The 15,121-nt window shown below is 42.9% G+C and carries 17 protein-coding genes; 8 read left to right on the top strand and 9 right to left on the bottom strand.

Annotation, left to right across the window (positions count from 1 at the left end):
* Nucleotides 1-2: 2 nt before the first annotated feature.
* Nucleotides 3-887, bottom strand: coding sequence for an AraC family transcriptional regulator (locus B3O12_RS00490; protein ID WP_286754907.1), 885 nt, complete (start codon nucleotides 885-887; stop codon nucleotides 3-5).
* A gap of 92 nt (nucleotides 888-979) precedes the next feature.
* Here B3O12_RS00490 and B3O12_RS00495 point away from each other — a divergent pair, with 92 nt between their 5' ends.
* A complete protein-coding gene (locus tag B3O12_RS00495; protein ID WP_189630218.1) occupies nucleotides 980-1,324 on the top strand; it encodes a DUF983 domain-containing protein in 345 nt (114 codons plus the stop codon).
* 21 nt (nucleotides 1,325-1,345) lie between these two features.
* On the opposite strand, the gene B3O12_RS00500 is transcribed toward B3O12_RS00495, so the two are convergent.
* The 4 genes from B3O12_RS00500 to dnaN all read right to left on the bottom strand — a co-directional run bounded on the left by B3O12_RS00500 (nucleotide 1,346) and on the right by dnaN (nucleotide 4,087).
* Nucleotides 1,346-2,050 carry a phosphoadenylyl-sulfate reductase gene (locus B3O12_RS00500; protein WP_286748390.1) on the bottom strand — a complete coding sequence of 235 codons (705 nt, stop codon included), beginning with the start codon at nucleotides 2,048-2,050 and terminating at the stop codon, nucleotides 1,346-1,348.
* Nucleotides 2,047-2,292, bottom strand: a complete 246-nt coding sequence (locus B3O12_RS00505) for a DUF2061 domain-containing protein (RefSeq protein ID WP_189630216.1) — start codon at nucleotides 2,290-2,292, stop codon at nucleotides 2,047-2,049. Before B3O12_RS00505 ends, B3O12_RS00500 begins: the two co-directional genes overlap by 4 nt.
* A gap of 179 nt (nucleotides 2,293-2,471) precedes the next feature.
* Nucleotides 2,472-2,888 carry an RrF2 family transcriptional regulator gene (locus B3O12_RS00510; RefSeq protein WP_189630215.1) on the bottom strand — a complete coding sequence of 139 codons (417 nt, stop codon included), beginning with the start codon at nucleotides 2,886-2,888 and terminating at the stop codon, nucleotides 2,472-2,474.
* A gap of 77 nt (nucleotides 2,889-2,965) precedes the next feature.
* Nucleotides 2,966-4,087, bottom strand: coding sequence for a DNA polymerase III subunit beta (gene dnaN, locus B3O12_RS00515; RefSeq protein ID WP_189630214.1), 1,122 nt, complete (start codon nucleotides 4,085-4,087; stop codon nucleotides 2,966-2,968).
* Nucleotides 4,088-4,351: 264 nt separating this feature from the next.
* On the opposite strand from dnaN, the gene B3O12_RS00520 reads away from it, so the two are divergent.
* Genes B3O12_RS00520 through B3O12_RS00535 form a run of 4 tightly spaced genes read left to right on the top strand, consistent with a single transcriptional unit; the run spans nucleotide 4,352 to nucleotide 8,152 of the window.
* On the top strand, nucleotides 4,352-6,478 hold the full coding sequence (locus B3O12_RS00520; protein ID WP_286748391.1) for a nitrite reductase: 2,127 nt from the start codon (nucleotides 4,352-4,354) through the stop codon (nucleotides 6,476-6,478).
* 1 nt (nucleotide 6,479) lies between these two features.
* On the top strand, nucleotides 6,480-7,238 hold the full coding sequence (gene cobA, locus B3O12_RS00525) for a uroporphyrinogen-III C-methyltransferase (RefSeq protein WP_286748392.1): 759 nt from the start codon (nucleotides 6,480-6,482) through the stop codon (nucleotides 7,236-7,238).
* A gap of 1 nt (nucleotide 7,239) precedes the next feature.
* Nucleotides 7,240-7,854: a precorrin-2 dehydrogenase/sirohydrochlorin ferrochelatase family protein gene (locus B3O12_RS00530; protein ID WP_286748393.1), complete on the top strand. Its 615-nt coding sequence runs from the start codon at nucleotides 7,240-7,242 to the stop codon at nucleotides 7,852-7,854.
* A complete protein-coding gene (locus tag B3O12_RS00535; protein ID WP_189630210.1) occupies nucleotides 7,835-8,152 on the top strand; it encodes a rhodanese-like domain-containing protein in 318 nt (105 codons plus the stop codon). Before B3O12_RS00530 ends, B3O12_RS00535 begins: the two co-directional genes overlap by 20 nt.
* 85 nt (nucleotides 8,153-8,237) lie before the next feature.
* Here the strand turns inward: B3O12_RS00535 and gldG are convergent, their stop codons facing one another.
* The 3 genes from gldG to B3O12_RS00555 all read right to left on the bottom strand — a co-directional run bounded on the left by gldG (nucleotide 8,238) and on the right by B3O12_RS00555 (nucleotide 12,424).
* The gene (gene gldG / locus B3O12_RS00540; RefSeq protein WP_348655438.1) at nucleotides 8,238-10,649 is read right to left on the bottom strand and encodes a gliding motility-associated ABC transporter substrate-binding protein GldG; all 2,412 of its coding nucleotides are present in this window, start codon (nucleotides 10,647-10,649) and stop codon (nucleotides 8,238-8,240) included.
* Nucleotides 10,646-11,548 (bottom strand): gliding motility-associated ABC transporter ATP-binding subunit GldA, encoded by a 903-nt coding sequence (gene gldA / locus B3O12_RS00550; RefSeq protein WP_286754908.1) that lies wholly within the window; start codon nucleotides 11,546-11,548, stop codon nucleotides 10,646-10,648. The genes gldG and gldA overlap by 4 nt, the downstream gene beginning before the upstream one ends.
* 414 nt (nucleotides 11,549-11,962) lie before the next feature.
* A complete protein-coding gene (locus B3O12_RS00555; protein WP_286754909.1) occupies nucleotides 11,963-12,424 on the bottom strand; it encodes a CHC2 zinc finger domain-containing protein in 462 nt (153 codons plus the stop codon).
* A 216-nt stretch (nucleotides 12,425-12,640) separates the two neighbouring features.
* On the opposite strand from B3O12_RS00555, the gene B3O12_RS00560 reads away from it, so the two are divergent.
* From B3O12_RS00560 to B3O12_RS00570, 3 genes are read left to right on the top strand one after another with little or no spacing between them, the layout of a single operon-like run.
* On the top strand, nucleotides 12,641-12,907 hold the full coding sequence (locus tag B3O12_RS00560; protein WP_286754910.1) for a hypothetical protein: 267 nt from the start codon (nucleotides 12,641-12,643) through the stop codon (nucleotides 12,905-12,907).
* A 51-nt stretch (nucleotides 12,908-12,958) separates the two neighbouring features.
* Nucleotides 12,959-14,002, top strand: a complete 1,044-nt coding sequence (locus B3O12_RS00565) for a hypothetical protein (protein WP_286754911.1) — start codon at nucleotides 12,959-12,961, stop codon at nucleotides 14,000-14,002.
* Nucleotides 13,999-14,538: a hypothetical protein gene (locus B3O12_RS00570; RefSeq protein WP_286754912.1), complete on the top strand. Its 540-nt coding sequence runs from the start codon at nucleotides 13,999-14,001 to the stop codon at nucleotides 14,536-14,538. Before B3O12_RS00565 ends, B3O12_RS00570 begins: the two co-directional genes overlap by 4 nt.
* Before the next feature lie 154 nt (nucleotides 14,539-14,692).
* Here B3O12_RS00570 and B3O12_RS00575 read toward each other — a convergent pair.
* Nucleotides 14,693-15,121, bottom strand: a 429-nt coding sequence (locus B3O12_RS00575) for an integrase core domain-containing protein (protein WP_286754913.1), incomplete at its 5' end; no start/stop codon positions are given.

Consider the following 15,121-nt stretch of genomic DNA (forward strand, 5'->3'; position numbering starts at 1 on the left):
CCCTAACGATAATAGCTCGACTTATATTGTTGGGCAAAAGTAGAAGGACTAACCCCGGTGTACTTCTTGAATATCCTTGAAAAATAGGCATAATCATCAAAGCCCAGTTGTTCGGCCACTTCAGTGAGCCCAACATCCAATGAATTGACCAGAAGCCTCTTAGCTTCTAACACCACTCTTTCCATAATCAACTCAGTAGTACTTTTATTAAGTTGCTCGCGAACCACTCTGTTCAGATGTCTCACCGTTAGGTTTAGCATTTCGGCATAAACACCAGCCGATTTATGCGCTTTGTAGTGAACATTAATTAACCGCTCCAGCTCTGTGAGGTGCGCAGTATAACGGCCTATTCGCCAACCGGAATCAACCGATGGACTGCACACCCTGGCTAAATTGGTGTAAAGTATCCCCAGAAGCATCTGTATTTTACGGTGCCTCCACAATCCTTGACCGGAATACTCCCGAAGCACCAAACTCATAAGCTGGTAAACCTCCTCCAACAATGGCGCTACCAACTGCACCATAGAAGAGCGAGTGAGAGAGCTATAAAACGAAAAATCGGCCAGTGAGTGATCGGCAAAGGCCAAATCGTAAAACTCGCGCGAGTGAAACAAGATTAAGCCCTCCGCATCTGCCGAAGGCTGCCAAAAGTGAGATTGTCCGGGACTCAAAACGAAAAGCGCTCCGGGCTGTATTTCATACCTCACAAAATCGATTTCGTGCACCCCGCTACCCTGGGCGAAAAGTACCACCAGATAAAAATCATGCTTATGCGGTACTAATATTTCACCATGGTGCTTAAGCACATGTGCAGAAAAGGTGTTGCAATAAAAACGATGTGAATCTTGCTCAAACCTATGAAGCTCAAGAGTATTTAAATTCTTCACTCAAAAAATGATCCTTTTATACAAAAGAAGGAAACTTTTACCAGAACGCAGGAGCTATAGAATCATTTAATTTTGCCTCAAATTAAATCCAGATGCTTAAAACGGTTAAAAGTATTTTTCGTCAAAAATGTCCTAATTGTGAAGAAGGATCTGTATTCCACTCCAACGGAAATATACTCCGAATGAAATCGCCCGGCATGAACGAAAACTGCCCGGTGTGTGGACATAAGTTCGAAAAGGAACCGGGTTATTTTATTGGAGCCATGTATATGAGCTACGGTCTTTCACTGGCCGAACTCGGGGGGCTCTTTTTACTTTGGCAGCTGACCGGCCTTCCGCTTAGTGGTTTCATCTATGCGGCCATTGTCCTCCTGGTAGCCCTTATGTTTTTAAACTTTAGGCTAGCTCGAATAATCTGGATGTACTTGTTTCGGTAGGCCGGTATAACCTTCCCGGTCCTATTGTTTCACCTGATGCAGGCCACACTCCTTTTGCGAAGCCTCCCAATACCACCTGCCCGCCCTGGGGTGTTCTCCCGGCTCAATGGCCCGGGTACATGGCGCACAACCAATACTTATGTAGCCCTTGTCGTGCAGAGGATTATATGGCACCTGATGTTTCTTCAGGTATTCGAGCATTTCATCATAAGACCATCGCAGTAGGGGGTTGAATTTGATTACCTGATTAGGCTCATCCCACTCAATGAGGCTGAAATTCTGACGATTGTCCGATTGGTCTGCCCTTAGCCCCGTTACCCAAACGGCCGTGTCTCTGAGAGCTCTTTTGAGAGGCTCTACCTTGCGAATGTAGCAGCACTCTTTACGGTTTTCTACCGACTCATAAAAGCTGTGCATGCCTTTCTTCGTTACCAGCTCCTCCACTTGCTCGGCCTTGGGATAGTAGACCCTAATAGGCTGCTTATACCTGGCCCTGGTGCGATCGATTAACTCATAGGTTTCAGGAAATAACCGACCGGTATCGAGAGTAAACACCTCAATATCAATCGAATGCTTAAAAATAGCATGCGTAATAACCTGGTCTTCCTGGCCAAAAGCCGAAGAAAAGCGAACCTTTCCGGGAAAAGCATTGGCTACCAGAGCCAACGACTCTTCTAAAGTTTTTCCTTCAATTAAGTTACTTAGCTCCTCTACTCTCTCTTTCATCGTCTTACTTTTACCGAAGCCCAAACTCTTTCATGCAGGTAATAAAGAATCATTTTGGTGACTACTTCAACTGAACCAATGGAAAATGCCGTTGCAAAATTACCTGTAATGATGTACGAAATCACCATGGTGTCCAGAGTGCCAACTATTCTCCAGCTAATGGTTTTTAGTAAGCTTTTAAGATTGCTATCCACCTTTCTGGCATCTTCAATCTTATCTTTTACAAGTGAATCTACTAACATCTTTCGGGCATTAAACTTATCAACGGGACAAATCTATATATTCCCTACCATTTTAGTAGACTTTTGTTTCGATTTTTTTTTACACCTCTCTCGTTCTCCTGTAAAAACAGAAGGTCAAAAGAGGGGATTCTTCATAAGCACGGTAAGCTTTTCAGAAAAAAATACAGTTCTGTGAGCTGCTATTCCTTATTGCGCAATACATCGGCCAGGGTCTTATTCTCCAACACCTTAAGTGTATTATCCCTAACCTCGGCCATTACGCGGTTCAACCCGCATACGGCTTCATCGCAATTTTCGCAACGCTCATAGTAATTAAGGCTCACGCAGGGCAATAGAGCAATGGGGCCATCGAGCATACGAATAACCTTAGCCAGTTTTACTTCTTCGGGGGGCTTTATGAGGTAATAGCCACCACCTTTCCCTTTTTTACTTCCCAGCACTCCGGCCTTTTTCAGCTCAAGAAGTATATTTTCCAGAAACTTGAGAGATATTTTGCGCTCTTGCGAAATCTCAGAAATGAGAACAGGGCCCTTCTCCACATTCTCGGCCAAATAAGTGAGGGCATGAAAGGCGTATTGAGTCTTCTTAGAGAGCATGCGTAATAATCGGCAAAATTTTAGAGTGAAACAAAAAAGGGAGCTGTGCTCCCCTTTTCAGATAATTATATAAAACATTAATAGTTGTTCAACATAACAGGCATTACCAGCATGAGTATATCCTCACTGTCATCCTTTTCAGTAGGTATAATGAGGCCGGCACGGTTAGGGGCCGACATTTGCAGTGTAATAGATTTCGAGTGCAGATTGCCAAGCATTTCAACCAAAAACTTAGCATTGAACCCAATTTCGATATCTTCTCCCTCATGCTCGCAGGCCAAAGTTTCTTTAGCCTCATTAGAGAAGTCTAAATCTTCGGCAGAAATTGTAAGCTCGCTGCCGGTAATCTTAAGCCTGATTTGGTGGGTGGTTTTATTGGCGTAAATGCTGATACGCTTTAGAGAGCCTAGCAGCTCGCTGCGCTCAATGGTCATTTCAATCGGATTCTCGGTAGGAATCACATTCTCATAATCCGGGAAACGCTCATCGATCAAGCGGCAGATCATGCGAATATTGTTGAAGTGGAAGTAGGCGTTAGACGCATTGTACTCCAATACAACATTCACATTTTCTGAAGGCAATGTAGACTTCAAAAGGTTAAGGGCCTTTCTGGGTATAATTATAGACATTCCAGAGTCGGTAGCCACATCCACTCTTCTATAGCGCACCAAACGATGGCCGTCAGTAGCTACAAAAGTAGTGTTGGTATCGCCCAGCTTCACAAATACTCCCGTCATGGCTGGTCTCAACTCATCGTTGGAAGTAGCAAAAATGGTGTTATTAATCGCACTGCTCAAAACATCGGTCGACATATCTACGGAATAGGCATCGGTTACTTCCGGTACCTTAGGGAAATCTGTGGCATTTTCTCCGGCCAGTTTGTAACGTCCATTGTCTGAGTTGATCTCTACACTGTATGTTTCCTGGTCAATGCTGAAGGTAACCGGTTGTTCGGGAAGGTTCTTCAGGGTGTCCATCAGTATTCTGGCAGGCACCGCTATGCTTCCATCTTCTTTGGCCTCTACATCAATCTCGGTGATCATAGAGGTTTGTAAGTCTGACGCAGTGATGGTCAGAAGTCCATCTTTTATTTCAAAAAGGAAATTCTCTAGAATAGGAACAACCGGATTGGTTGTGATAACGCCATTGATATTAGACAGGCGCTTTAAAAGTTCAGCTGAAGAAACAATAAACTTCATAGAAGATCGATTTTTTGAGTGGTTTTAATAAGCGGATAAAATTAAAAATAAAATCTATATCGCCCATTAAATGTAAGCATTTTGAACCCGATTGACTAACAAGCTCCTCATCTCTCGCACTAGTCGTTTAAAAGACCACCTTCCACCATTCACCCAACCACTTATCACATAGTCAAAAATATTACCCTATTATTTTGGTAGACTTTATATTCTTTTATTTAAACTTGCAGAATATTTCCTATCGTTTTTATAGACTAATAAGTTATGAGCCTGTCCGTAAACCAAAGCATAAGCCCCGCAGCCCAAAAAGATATTATTGAGCTTCAAAAGCGAATTGAGAAGTTTGAGCAAGGAGAGATTGCCGAAGACAAGTTTAAGTTATACAGACTTACCCGCGGAGTTTATGGCCAACGGCAAACGGGTGTCCAGATGATTCGTATTAAACTACCCTATGGTAAAGTTACGCCAAGGCAGCTCATTACCATTGCCAATGTATCTGATAAGTACGCCACCGGCAACCTGCACTTAACCACCCGACAAGACATTCAACTGCATTTTGTAAAGCTAAAGGACTCCCCTGCTCTCTGGGCCAACCTGGAGGCCAGTGATGTGACTCTACGAGAAGCCTGCGGAAACACCGTTCGCAATGTTACCGCTTCGCCCGATGCCGGCATCAACCCCAATGAGCCTTTTGATGTAACTCCCTATGCGCATGCCCTCACCCATTTCTTTTTAAGAAACCCCATTTGTCAGGACATGGGTCGCAAGGTGAAAATTGCTTTTGCATCAGACAGCACCGACTCGGCCATGACCTACTTTCACGACATTGGTTTTATACCCCTTGTTAAAGATGGAATTAAAGGATTCAAAGTAGTACTGGGAGGTGGCCTCGGGGCACAAGCCATGTTTGCCCAAACGGCCCACAGCTTTTTACCGGCCACTGAGATTATTCCCTTCTCTGAAGCAGTTATTCGCGTATTCGATCGCTATGGAGAGCGAGCTAATCGCAATAAGGCGCGCATGAAATTCCTGCTCAAAAAAATGGGGCTGGAACAACTCATGAAACTGGTTAATGAAGAACGCAAAGCCCTAAAAGGCTACCACTGGCCCATAGACGAAACTATAGGTAGAGTAGAACAGCCCAACCCTCCACAGCGCGAGGTGGAAGTGAGTAATCCTACGGCCTTTGAAAACTGGAAGCGCACCAACACTTTTGTGCAAAAACAGACCGAATTTAGAGGTATTTGGGTACGTGTACCTTTGGGCGACATGAATGCCGAAACCGCTCGCAAGCTCGCTGGCATGGTAGAACAATATGCTGCACACGACATTCGGGTTACTGCCAATCAGGGTTTACTCATTAAGTATGTCAAGCCCGGCCTGCTCCCCCTTTTCTTCCAGGAACTTACCGCTCTTGGGCTTGCCAAAGCCGGCTTTGATAGTACGCACGACATTACTTCATGCCCCGGCAGCGATACCTGCAACTTGGCCGTAACCAACAGCACAGCCCTTTCCACTACCCTGGAACAGATGCTGGAAAATGACTTCGAACACCTCATTAATGAACGCAACATTAAAATTAAAATTAGTGGGTGTATGAACGCCTGTGGGCAACATATGGCCGCCAACATTGGCTTCCATGGCAGCTCTATAAAACATAAAGGGCTGGTAGTTCCGGCCATGCAGGTGGTAATAGGCGGAGGACTTTCTCCTTCCGGAGAGGGCTTTATTGCCGAAAAAGTAATAAAGCTGCCCACCAAGCGCATCCCCAACGCCCTGGCCTTGCTGCTCACAGCCTATGAAAAGGAAGCTGAAGAGGGCGAATACTTCAATGATTACTTTCAACGAGTTGGTAAAATGCACTTCTACCATCTGCTAAAACCATTGGCGGAAACTGATAACCTAACCAGTGCCGAGTTTATGGACTGGGGAAAACAAGAGCAGTTTGTTCCGGAAATTGGTGTTGGCGAGTGTGCCAGTGTAATGCTCGATGTGATTGGAACTATCATAGAAGAAGCGCAGGAACGACTGGACTGGGCCAGCGATGGGCTTAGAGAAGAAGCCTATGCAGATGCAATTTATAATGCCTATTCAGCCTTTGTAATCGGTGCTAAAGCTCTACTTCTTAGTGTAGACATTAAGTGCAACACCCAAATAGGAATACTGGAAAGTTTCGAAGAGCACTTCGGACAAACGGAAGACTTCGGCCAGGCCAAGAGTTTCAAAACTCTGGTTTTGCAAATGAAATCACAGGAACCTGAAAAGGACTTTGCCCATGAATACTTCCAATCCGCAAACTCATTTCTCCGGCAAGTAAAAACCTTCAGACAGAGACAACTGCAAAGCGAAGGGAAAGAAAAACTAGTTATCAGCGATTTTTATAAAGCATAGAATGACCATTACTCCTAAACTTTCGCTAGTAGGTGCCGGCCCGGGAGACCCCGAGCTTATTACCGTTAAAGCCATTAAAACTCTGGCCGAAGCCGATGTGGTGTTGTATGACGATTTGGCCAGCAAGGCATTGCTTTGCTATGTTAAAAAGGGAGGCGAAAAAATATATGTAGGCAAAAGGGTGGGCAAACATAGTCATACCCAGCAGGCCATCAATGAACTGATCGTTCACTTTGCGCAAACCAAAGGGCACGTGGTCAGACTCAAAGGTGGAGATCCTTTTATTTTTGGCCGGGGATACGAAGAGCTGGATTTTGCCCGACAATTTGGTATACCCTGCCAAATAATCCCGGGTATTAGCAGCGCTCACGCGGTACCGGCCTTGCAGGAAATACCCATGACATCGCGCGGATATAGCCAAAGCTATTGGGTGGTAACGGCCACCACCAAAGAAGGCTTTCTTACTCCCGACATTCATTTGGCGGCTCAGTCTACTGCTACGGTGGTCATACTAATGGGTACCAAAAAACTGGCCGCCATCTGCGATGCCTTTCGTGAGCATGGCCGCCACAATGCCCCGGTGGCCATTATTCAGAACGGATCGCTGCCGAGCGAAAAGATAGTAACGGCCACCATTAATTCTATTGAAGATGAAGCTTTTGCCCATGGCATTTCCTCTCCTGCCATAATTATTGTGGGCGAGGTAGTAAAACTAGGGAAATCATACCTACGGCAAATTGAATACGCTACTACCCTTTAATATGTCTAACAACCTCTACCCCATATTTCTAAAAGCCCATCAGCTAGACATTCTCATTATTGGGGGAGGTTCGGTTGGGCTGGAAAAGCTCTCATTTATGCTCAAAAGCAGCCCTTATGCCCGGGTAACTTTGGTTGGTAAAACCATTCGGTCCGAAATCCGGCAGTTGGCAACCCGGCACCCTCAGATTACTCTTTTGGAGCGGGAATATTTTACCGAAGATCTAACCGGTATGCATCTGGTGTTGGTAGCTACTGAAAATCCGGAGACAAACCGTAAGATTCAGCAGGAAGCCAAAGACAGGGGTATATTGGTGAATGTGGCCGACACCCCCGAACTGTGCGATTTTTACCTGGGCAGCATCGTTACCAAAGGCCATCTAAAGGTTGCCATCTCAACCAACGGCCAGTCGCCCACCATAGCCAAACGCTTAAGAGAAGTGCTTGACGATGCATTGCCTGAGGAAATTGATGAACTTTTGTTACGAATGAAGCAAATTCGCAATCAGTTAAAGGGTAACTTCGGTTACAAAGTAAAAGAGTTGAACCGGCTAACTTCGAGCCTGGTTTATGGTACTAAGCATAAAGAAAACGAGAATGAAAGAGATAACAGTTAAGGAGTTAAAGTCGCTGATAGACAATGGAACGGATTTTCAACTCATTGATGTTCGGGAGCCACACGAAGCCGATATTGCAGCAATTGGAGGCGAGCTTATTCCCTTGGGCACAGTGCCTCAAAACGTTGATAAATTTGCTAAAGATAAGCAGGTTGTGGTGCATTGCAGAAGCGGCAAAAGAAGCGGAGATGCCATTGCCTGGCTGGAGGCTAACCACGGTTTTACCAATCTATATAATCTAAAAGGTGGTATTCTGGCCTGGGCCGATGAAATCGATCAGCGCGTGCAGAAGTATTGACGCTGATTTTAACAACAGGTTGCCTGATTGAGGAGCAATAGTCGAATAGACTTCTATCTATTGGGCTATTGCCCGGCTCAGGGTATCAAAATCCGGAATACTTCCTTTTTCGAAACACCCCTCTTGCCAGACCAAAAAGCACCAAAATAACCAAGGGTCCTGCCAGGTTTAGACTTTGCCAATAGGTTCTTTCTTCCTGAACTTTAATTCTATTCAATGGCCTCAGAGTTATTTCTTTATTTCTCGAAGTAATCAGCCCTTCTTCATCGGTCATATAGGCCAATACATTGAATAGGAAGTCTCGGTTGGCATACTTAAGTTTTTCGCCATCTTCCACAAAAGGATTAAAGCCCAATGGGTAGGGCTGTCTTGTTCTAAGGTTCAGCTCATTTCTTATAAAGTCGCCATCAGATACCACCACAATTTTAGCTCCTGTGCTACGGTCTTTGAAGAGCGCCTGATCGATAGAATCGGGCAACACCCTGTTTTTAAACAGTGAGGTAAACTGTCCTTCCAATAAATATGCTGCTACCTTTCGCCCTCCATTAAAGAGTTGCACATCGGGCTGATTAGCATAATCTTCAAAAGCCACCGGAGCCGGAGCGGGCAAGATTCGGGTATATTCAGAAGTATACATAAGGGGTGTTTTACTCACTCCCTCTGCTTTTACCGTATCCATGGTACTAAAAAACCGCAGGTATACAGCATCGAGGTTTTTGCTGGCGGGATGATCGGCAAAATCGGTAACCGAGGCATAAAAAGGCCATGGCAGGTTAATGATATTACTATTATCGTCTATCACTACCGGATAGCGCCCAAAGTTTTGAATGTCTTGCACATAGTTTTGGTTCAAACGTACGCCATAGCGAAACAGAAGGTCTTCCAACCCATGATTGACTGGTGTGGCCAAAGTACCCATACCGGCAGCATTAGACATATTTACCTCCAGCGATTCCATAAGAAACACCACATCACCTCCATGCATTACGTATTGATCGAGCACATATTTTTCGGCCTTGCTAAAGCTGGTTTTAGGTCGGGCAATAATTAGTGCGTCAATCGAATCGGGTGAAAGGGGCTTGTTCAGACTCACGTCTTTTATATTGAAATGCTGCACCATCTCACCCATAAATCCGGCAATATGAACAGAATCCAGTTCATTATGACCCCTCACCATACCTATGTTTTTTCGGTTGAGATTGGCCAGTCGCTGAATACCCACCGCCAGCTCAAACTCAATATTTTCTATGGCCATATTGATGGTTTCGTTTGGATTGCCTCCTTTGGCGCCTTTGAACAAAAGAATGCCGGCAGCCTGACCGTCATAGCGTACAATTACATAAGGAAAAATAATCTTCTGGATTTGCTTACCGTCTTGCGTATCGAATACACGGGTTGGCTCAAAACCCTGACTCATTAGGTAGGCAATGTTTTCGTTTCTGGTTTTAGCGTCTTCTGCAGCCGAAGGATCGACAAAAAAGTAGTTGATAGCCCCGGGCTTATACACATCGAACTCTTCTATGGTTTGCTTAATGGCTCTTCTAAAGCGTTCAAAACCGCTTGGCAAATCTCCGGCCAGTAAAACTTCAATGGTCATTGGGGCTTCTAGCTGACGCAGCAACTCTTTGGTTGCCGGTTTCAGAGTATACCTTTTATCTTCGGTGAGGTCATACCGGTAAAAAAAGTTAGCGGCCAGAATATTGAAAACTAACAGTAGAACAAAGGCCAAAATCACCCGCTTCATCAAGCGAGAACGCACAGGCTTATAACTCAATTTTCTGGCAATGAGTCGCCAATGGGTAACAATGAGTATAAATACAACGGTAGACACAAAAAACGCCACGTTGCGAGTATCTATAAGGCCCCGGCTCAACGCATCGTAATGATAACTTAGGCTCATTTCCTCCAGATAAATAGCCCATTCTCCCTTTAATAAATCGGCCAGAGAGCTCACACCTGTATAAAGGAAGAAGCAGAGAAAAACAGCCAAAATAAAAGACACAATCTGGTTTTCGGTAAACGAAGAGGCAGCCAGGCCAATGGCGGTAAACACCCCTCCCAAAAGAATTAATCCAAGGTATGAACCCGTAATGCCGGGAACATCCAGATTACCTATGGGGTTTCCGAGCTGATAAACGGAATAAAAATAGACTAGCGTGGGCAATACCGAAAAGACTACCAGAGTAAAAGCGGCCAGATATTTTCCCATTACAATTTGCCACTCTGTGAGCGGCTTGGTGAGTAATAGTTCTATGGTTCCTGTTCTTCTTTCTTCGGCCAACATGCGCATGGTTATGGCCGGAATGAGGAACATGAAAACGAACGGCCCCAAAGAAAAGAGGCTTTCCATATCGGCAAAGCCATAGTTAAGTACGCTGGTTTCCGGAAAAACCCACATGAGTAAGCCTATTCCGGTAAGAAAAACACCAATTACTACGTAGGCGATAAGTGAATTTAAAAACTGCCGAAGTTCCTTGCTGTATATAGCCCACATCATTGATTCGACTGTGTTAAACGATGAAAAATTTCTTCCAACTCCTGGGTTTCCTGACTCATACTTAAAATAACCCAGTCTTCGTCCTTAGCCATTTTAAACAGAACTGAACGAAGGTCCTTACCTTTCTCACAAGCAATGACATATTCATTACCACCTCTGTTTTCTGCCTGGCCCAACACCGCGAGCTTTTCAATGTTGACGGGGGCTTCAAACTCCACTTTCAATACCACCCTATTGCCCATGAGGTTTTGGAGCGTATCGTCTGCCACAATTTTGCCCTGGTTTATTATCACCACCCTGTCGCACAGGGCCTTTACCTCTTGCATTATATGTGTACTGAAAATTACCGTTTTGTCCCGGCTCACCTCTTTGATGAGCTTTCTGATTTCCACCAATTGATTAGGATCTAAGCCAGTAGTAGGCTCGTCCAGAATAAGCACTTCGGGGTCGTGAAGCAATGCCTGGGCCAGCCCCACCCGCTGCCGATAGCCTTTCGAAAGTGTTCCTATTCGCTTGTTCTGCTCTTTGGAGAGTCCGCAAAGAGCCACCATTTCCATAACTCTTTCTCTGCCTTGCTTTCCCTTTAGTCCATGCACAGCGGCCATAAATCGCAAGTATTCATGCACATACATATCCGTGTACAGCGGATTGTGTTCGGCCAGATAGCCAATTTTCTTTCGCACCTCTACAGGTTGTTGCATCACATCATGCCCACAAACCTTTACGGTGCCCTCAGTAGGAGGAATGAAACAGGTAGCAATCTTCATGGTAGTAGACTTGCCAGCTCCATTGGGGCCAAGGAAGCCAAGAATCTGCCCCTTAACAGCCCTAAATGAGATGGTATCTACAGCCCTCTGGGCTCCATATGTTTTGGTGAGTTGCTGAACTTCTACAGACATCGGACAATGAACGTCTTTTCTTTATTGGAATTGTCAAAGATAATGGAGAAGACGAAAGCCGGAAGGTGGAAGGCAGAAGTTTTTATGAAGAGCAAGCTAGAAGTTAGATCAAAGATCAGTAAATAAATGGGTGGTTCACAATTCTTCTTTTTTAATGTTACTATTGTGCGATTTTTTTATCTTCAATATTCATTAAAATCCCCTTCAGAAACCCATTAAGGTATGCTATGGGGAATAAATAGCAAGCTAATCCCGGCCTTAATCATACTTGCCCCGTTTAAGATGACCACATCTGACTGGGTCGTTTTCTACCATAAATACACAAAAGGGACGGAAAGTCGAAAAGGCCCTCCGTTATTTGTACATTCAATCCACTTTGAGCACATCTTATGACTGTAATACCCCTACGACCAACTAGGCCTTTGAAGTGCTTGCTTCTGATTTCATAACCACCCGTGCGTTCTCAAGTCCAAGAGCAAAGCCTTCAGTTTTCTTTTCAATGTGTCTGAACTGTACCTGCTTAGGATAGGGTAAGCCTATTTCGGGTGGTATCTTCCTAGCTTCCAAGTAATGAAAAAGAGCCATAGATAACACCTTCTTCATCGATATGATTTCAAGCATGTTTGTTTTGGGCATTGCGTCCTTTTTGGTTGCCTTTGGACTAGGCTTTTGAGGCGACCCATTGTATGGTTTGTTGATCTCTTCTAGTGCTCCTTTTGCATCCGTTCCATGATACTTCATCATGTAGTCGATCACTCCTCCACCGGCACACACCTTACTACCGATACCTGCCTCACCAAAGTCGTTCCAAATATTTTTAGACACATCAACTGTAAATGAGGGAGTTTGCTCATCCCGAAAGGGGAAAGAAACCATAATTAGCGACCTCCCTTTCGAATTTCAACAGACCTATATCCTTGCCTTTACAGAACACCTATCAGAGGCAATGACTTGGCTTGGGTAATATTCAATCGTATAGCTCCTTTTATTCTCCCTATTGTCTATTAACTCAGACCTTAATCTTTTCGAGAATATTTAATTTGTCATTTTGGAATAAATAGTTCATATTAGAAAATCACAAAAAAATAAACCATGAAAAAACTACTTTTAAGTATTACTATCTCTTTTGTTTTGGCATTGTTCGTATTTGTTAATACTGGCATATCCAAATCCATGGAATTTGAGGCTCCATTAATGGAAACTCCTATTATGTTCCAAACAAGTAAAACACCCTGTTATGATTTTGAAACTCCAGGCAATCAAAATCAGGTTAGGAAAAGAAGGTGTGTAGTTTGCGAGTTTGAGCATCGCCCCTCATCTTGGGAAATAGGTGATTGCGAATTCACAATTCCAGAATAACAGTTCACACAACCCTCCTCTACCTAGGGGGGGCTTTCTAATCTCATCAAAATGAAAAAACACATATTAATTGGGCTTATCATATTTTTGTCTCTGCTAGGTGGATGCAAGAAAGCATCAATAAGATTCGAAAATATTATAAAATTAGAAGAAACTAAGGTAGAAAATTTTGACTTAGTTACTAGAGGAGCCCGACTTTTAATAGTAGACACCTTCTTAGTTGTACAAAAAATGGAAGAAAAATTCTTTCAAATATATAGCACCAATAGCCATAAGATGTTAACTGAATTTGGCCTTGATGGAAGAGGTTTCGGAGAGTTCCGTGGACCTAACTTGATGAAACAAACAGGTTTCGATAATAATAATAGCTCCCCAGTTGTATACTGTTATGATTTCAAAAGAAAGAAGATTAGCTCCATAAATGTTTTAGATGCTATAAAAGAAGGAAAAGTACAAGAGCAAACAACTGTGCCTGGCGACTATCAACTCCCCTATCTTTATTACCTAGACAGCCAGCTACTTGTTGGAGCCGCTGAAGGTAATGGAAGACTTGTAATACACCACCTTGATGAGGACAGGGAAATTTTTGTACCATATGTACCGGATCTGGGTTACGCAATTCCTCCTAACGAAATAGATATTATTTATACATCTAATTCTACTTTAGTCAACAAAAAAGAAAAACTCATCGCATCTGCACCTTTGTTCTTAGGCCAATTAGACTTTTTCGACTTCAATGGCAATTATCTGAGGTCTACCATTTTTGATGATAATGACAAATACAGAAGTGAATTAGAGGCCGGATCTGACAAGTTTAGAGAAACTAAATACCAAATAACATCTATGGAAGCAAAGGATGATTTAATATTTGCTTTCAACTTGAATTCGCCTTCTAAAGAATATACTGACGGAACCATTTCAGGAAAAGTTCAAGTATTTGATTGGACCGGAAATCTAAAAAACGAATACTTACTTGGCGATAGGTCCATCGTGTCTTTTGCAATGGATTTTAAGAAGAACAGAATTTACACATTTTCGATTTCGGAAAACACCAATAGCCTATCTTATTACGAATTCCCTGAAATCACAAAATGAAGAAAAATGTTATATTCTTTTTAGTTGGGACAATGCTTACATTCACCCTATCTAATTTTTTCCTTACAAAAAAATATAGTCAAAAGGTTAAAAATGTAAGAGATGAATTACGTTCAGAGCAAATCGAAAAAGCCTATCTTGAAAGAAATTTTCATCATAACGTTAAATTAGACAGAGATATTTATAATGAGTCAAAAGGCAACAAGTACTTGGTGTATTACTCAGGAAGTTCTTGTTATGTCTGCTTTGAAAGGCTACTAATTATTCTAAGAAAGGAATACAATATTGTAGATGAGATTCAGATAGTTGCAGATGATAGTTTGAAAATCAACAACATTAAAAATTACAATGACTCATTTGACCAAAAACTAAATTTTATAATTGATACCATTAGTCGATTTAATGATCTCAATGAAATCCTACTGCTAAGGCTAGATAAAAACAAACCAGATTTCGCCTTGGAATTCAACCCCAACGAAGAAGAACTCTTTAAAAGGTATTTTGAAAAGTCAATTTATTACGACTTAAACGATTGAGTTTACTCCAATAACTTCCTGTCTCTTGATCTAAATGCCTCTCTTGAATTGATGAGTCTTTAGTGTTTAAATCTATATTCCTAATAGATTTTTCCATTTGAGTTGTAAGTTCCCCATTATTGTAGCCTTCCCCGAAAATGTAGCCTTCCCTTTTTTAGGACAGGACTAAATTCAACTTTTTATCTTTAATATCCTTGCTTTTGCTCAAGGCTTTGAACTGGTTTGGTGATAGTCTACCTAATGATTTATGTGGGTGATTCTCATTATAATCAGTTCTCCACTTCTCGATTATAACCCTCAGCTGTTCGAGATTTTCGAACCAGTAAGCATCAAGCACATCTTCTCTGAAGTATCTGTTGAACCTTTCGATAAATGCATTTTGCACAGGACTTCCTGGTTGGATATACTTGATTTCAACCTTGTTTTCCTTACACCAATTCTGGAAGTTAATTGATGTAAACTCAGGTCCATTATCTACTCTAATGGCCTTTGGTAACCCAATCTCTTCACCCAAATGGTTTAGTACACGGATTACTCGCTCTGACGGAAAACCAAGCCCAGGCTCAATAGCAAGTGCTTCACG

It is taken from the genome of Roseivirga sp. UBA838, from assembly GCF_002296035.1.
Taxonomy (GTDB): Bacteria; Bacteroidota; Bacteroidia; order Cytophagales; family Cyclobacteriaceae; genus Roseivirga; species Roseivirga thermotolerans.

What these genes read in the sequence shown, in the direction of transcription:
- B3O12_RS00495 (WP_189630218.1), top strand. Translation starts at nt 980, where the DNA reads ATGCTTAAAACGGTTAAAAGTATTTTTCGTCAAAAATGTCCTAATTGT.
- B3O12_RS00500 (WP_286748390.1), bottom strand. Translation starts at nt 2,050, where the DNA reads ATGAAAGAGAGAGTAGAGGAGCTAAGTAACTTAATTGAAGGAAAAACT.
- B3O12_RS00505 (WP_189630216.1), bottom strand. Translation starts at nt 2,292, where the DNA reads ATGTTAGTAGATTCACTTGTAAAAGATAAGATTGAAGATGCCAGAAAG.
- B3O12_RS00510 (WP_189630215.1), bottom strand. Translation starts at nt 2,888, where the DNA reads ATGCTCTCTAAGAAGACTCAATACGCCTTTCATGCCCTCACTTATTTG.
- dnaN (WP_189630214.1), bottom strand. Translation starts at nt 4,087, where the DNA reads ATGAAGTTTATTGTTTCTTCAGCTGAACTTTTAAAGCGCCTGTCTAAT.
- B3O12_RS00520 (WP_286748391.1), top strand. Translation starts at nt 4,352, where the DNA reads ATGAGCCTGTCCGTAAACCAAAGCATAAGCCCCGCAGCCCAAAAAGAT.
- cobA (WP_286748392.1), top strand. Translation starts at nt 6,480, where the DNA reads ATGACCATTACTCCTAAACTTTCGCTAGTAGGTGCCGGCCCGGGAGAC.
- B3O12_RS00530 (WP_286748393.1), top strand. Translation starts at nt 7,240, where the DNA reads ATGTCTAACAACCTCTACCCCATATTTCTAAAAGCCCATCAGCTAGAC.
- B3O12_RS00535 (WP_189630210.1), top strand. Translation starts at nt 7,835, where the DNA reads ATGAAAGAGATAACAGTTAAGGAGTTAAAGTCGCTGATAGACAATGGA.
- gldG (WP_348655438.1), bottom strand. Translation starts at nt 10,649, where the DNA reads ATGATGTGGGCTATATACAGCAAGGAACTTCGGCAGTTTTTAAATTCA.
- gldA (WP_286754908.1), bottom strand. Translation starts at nt 11,548, where the DNA reads ATGTCTGTAGAAGTTCAGCAACTCACCAAAACATATGGAGCCCAGAGG.
- B3O12_RS00555 (WP_286754909.1), bottom strand. Translation starts at nt 12,424, where the DNA reads ATGGTTTCTTTCCCCTTTCGGGATGAGCAAACTCCCTCATTTACAGTT.
- B3O12_RS00560 (WP_286754910.1), top strand. Translation starts at nt 12,641, where the DNA reads ATGAAAAAACTACTTTTAAGTATTACTATCTCTTTTGTTTTGGCATTG.
- B3O12_RS00565 (WP_286754911.1), top strand. Translation starts at nt 12,959, where the DNA reads ATGAAAAAACACATATTAATTGGGCTTATCATATTTTTGTCTCTGCTA.
- B3O12_RS00570 (WP_286754912.1), top strand. Translation starts at nt 13,999, where the DNA reads ATGAAGAAAAATGTTATATTCTTTTTAGTTGGGACAATGCTTACATTC.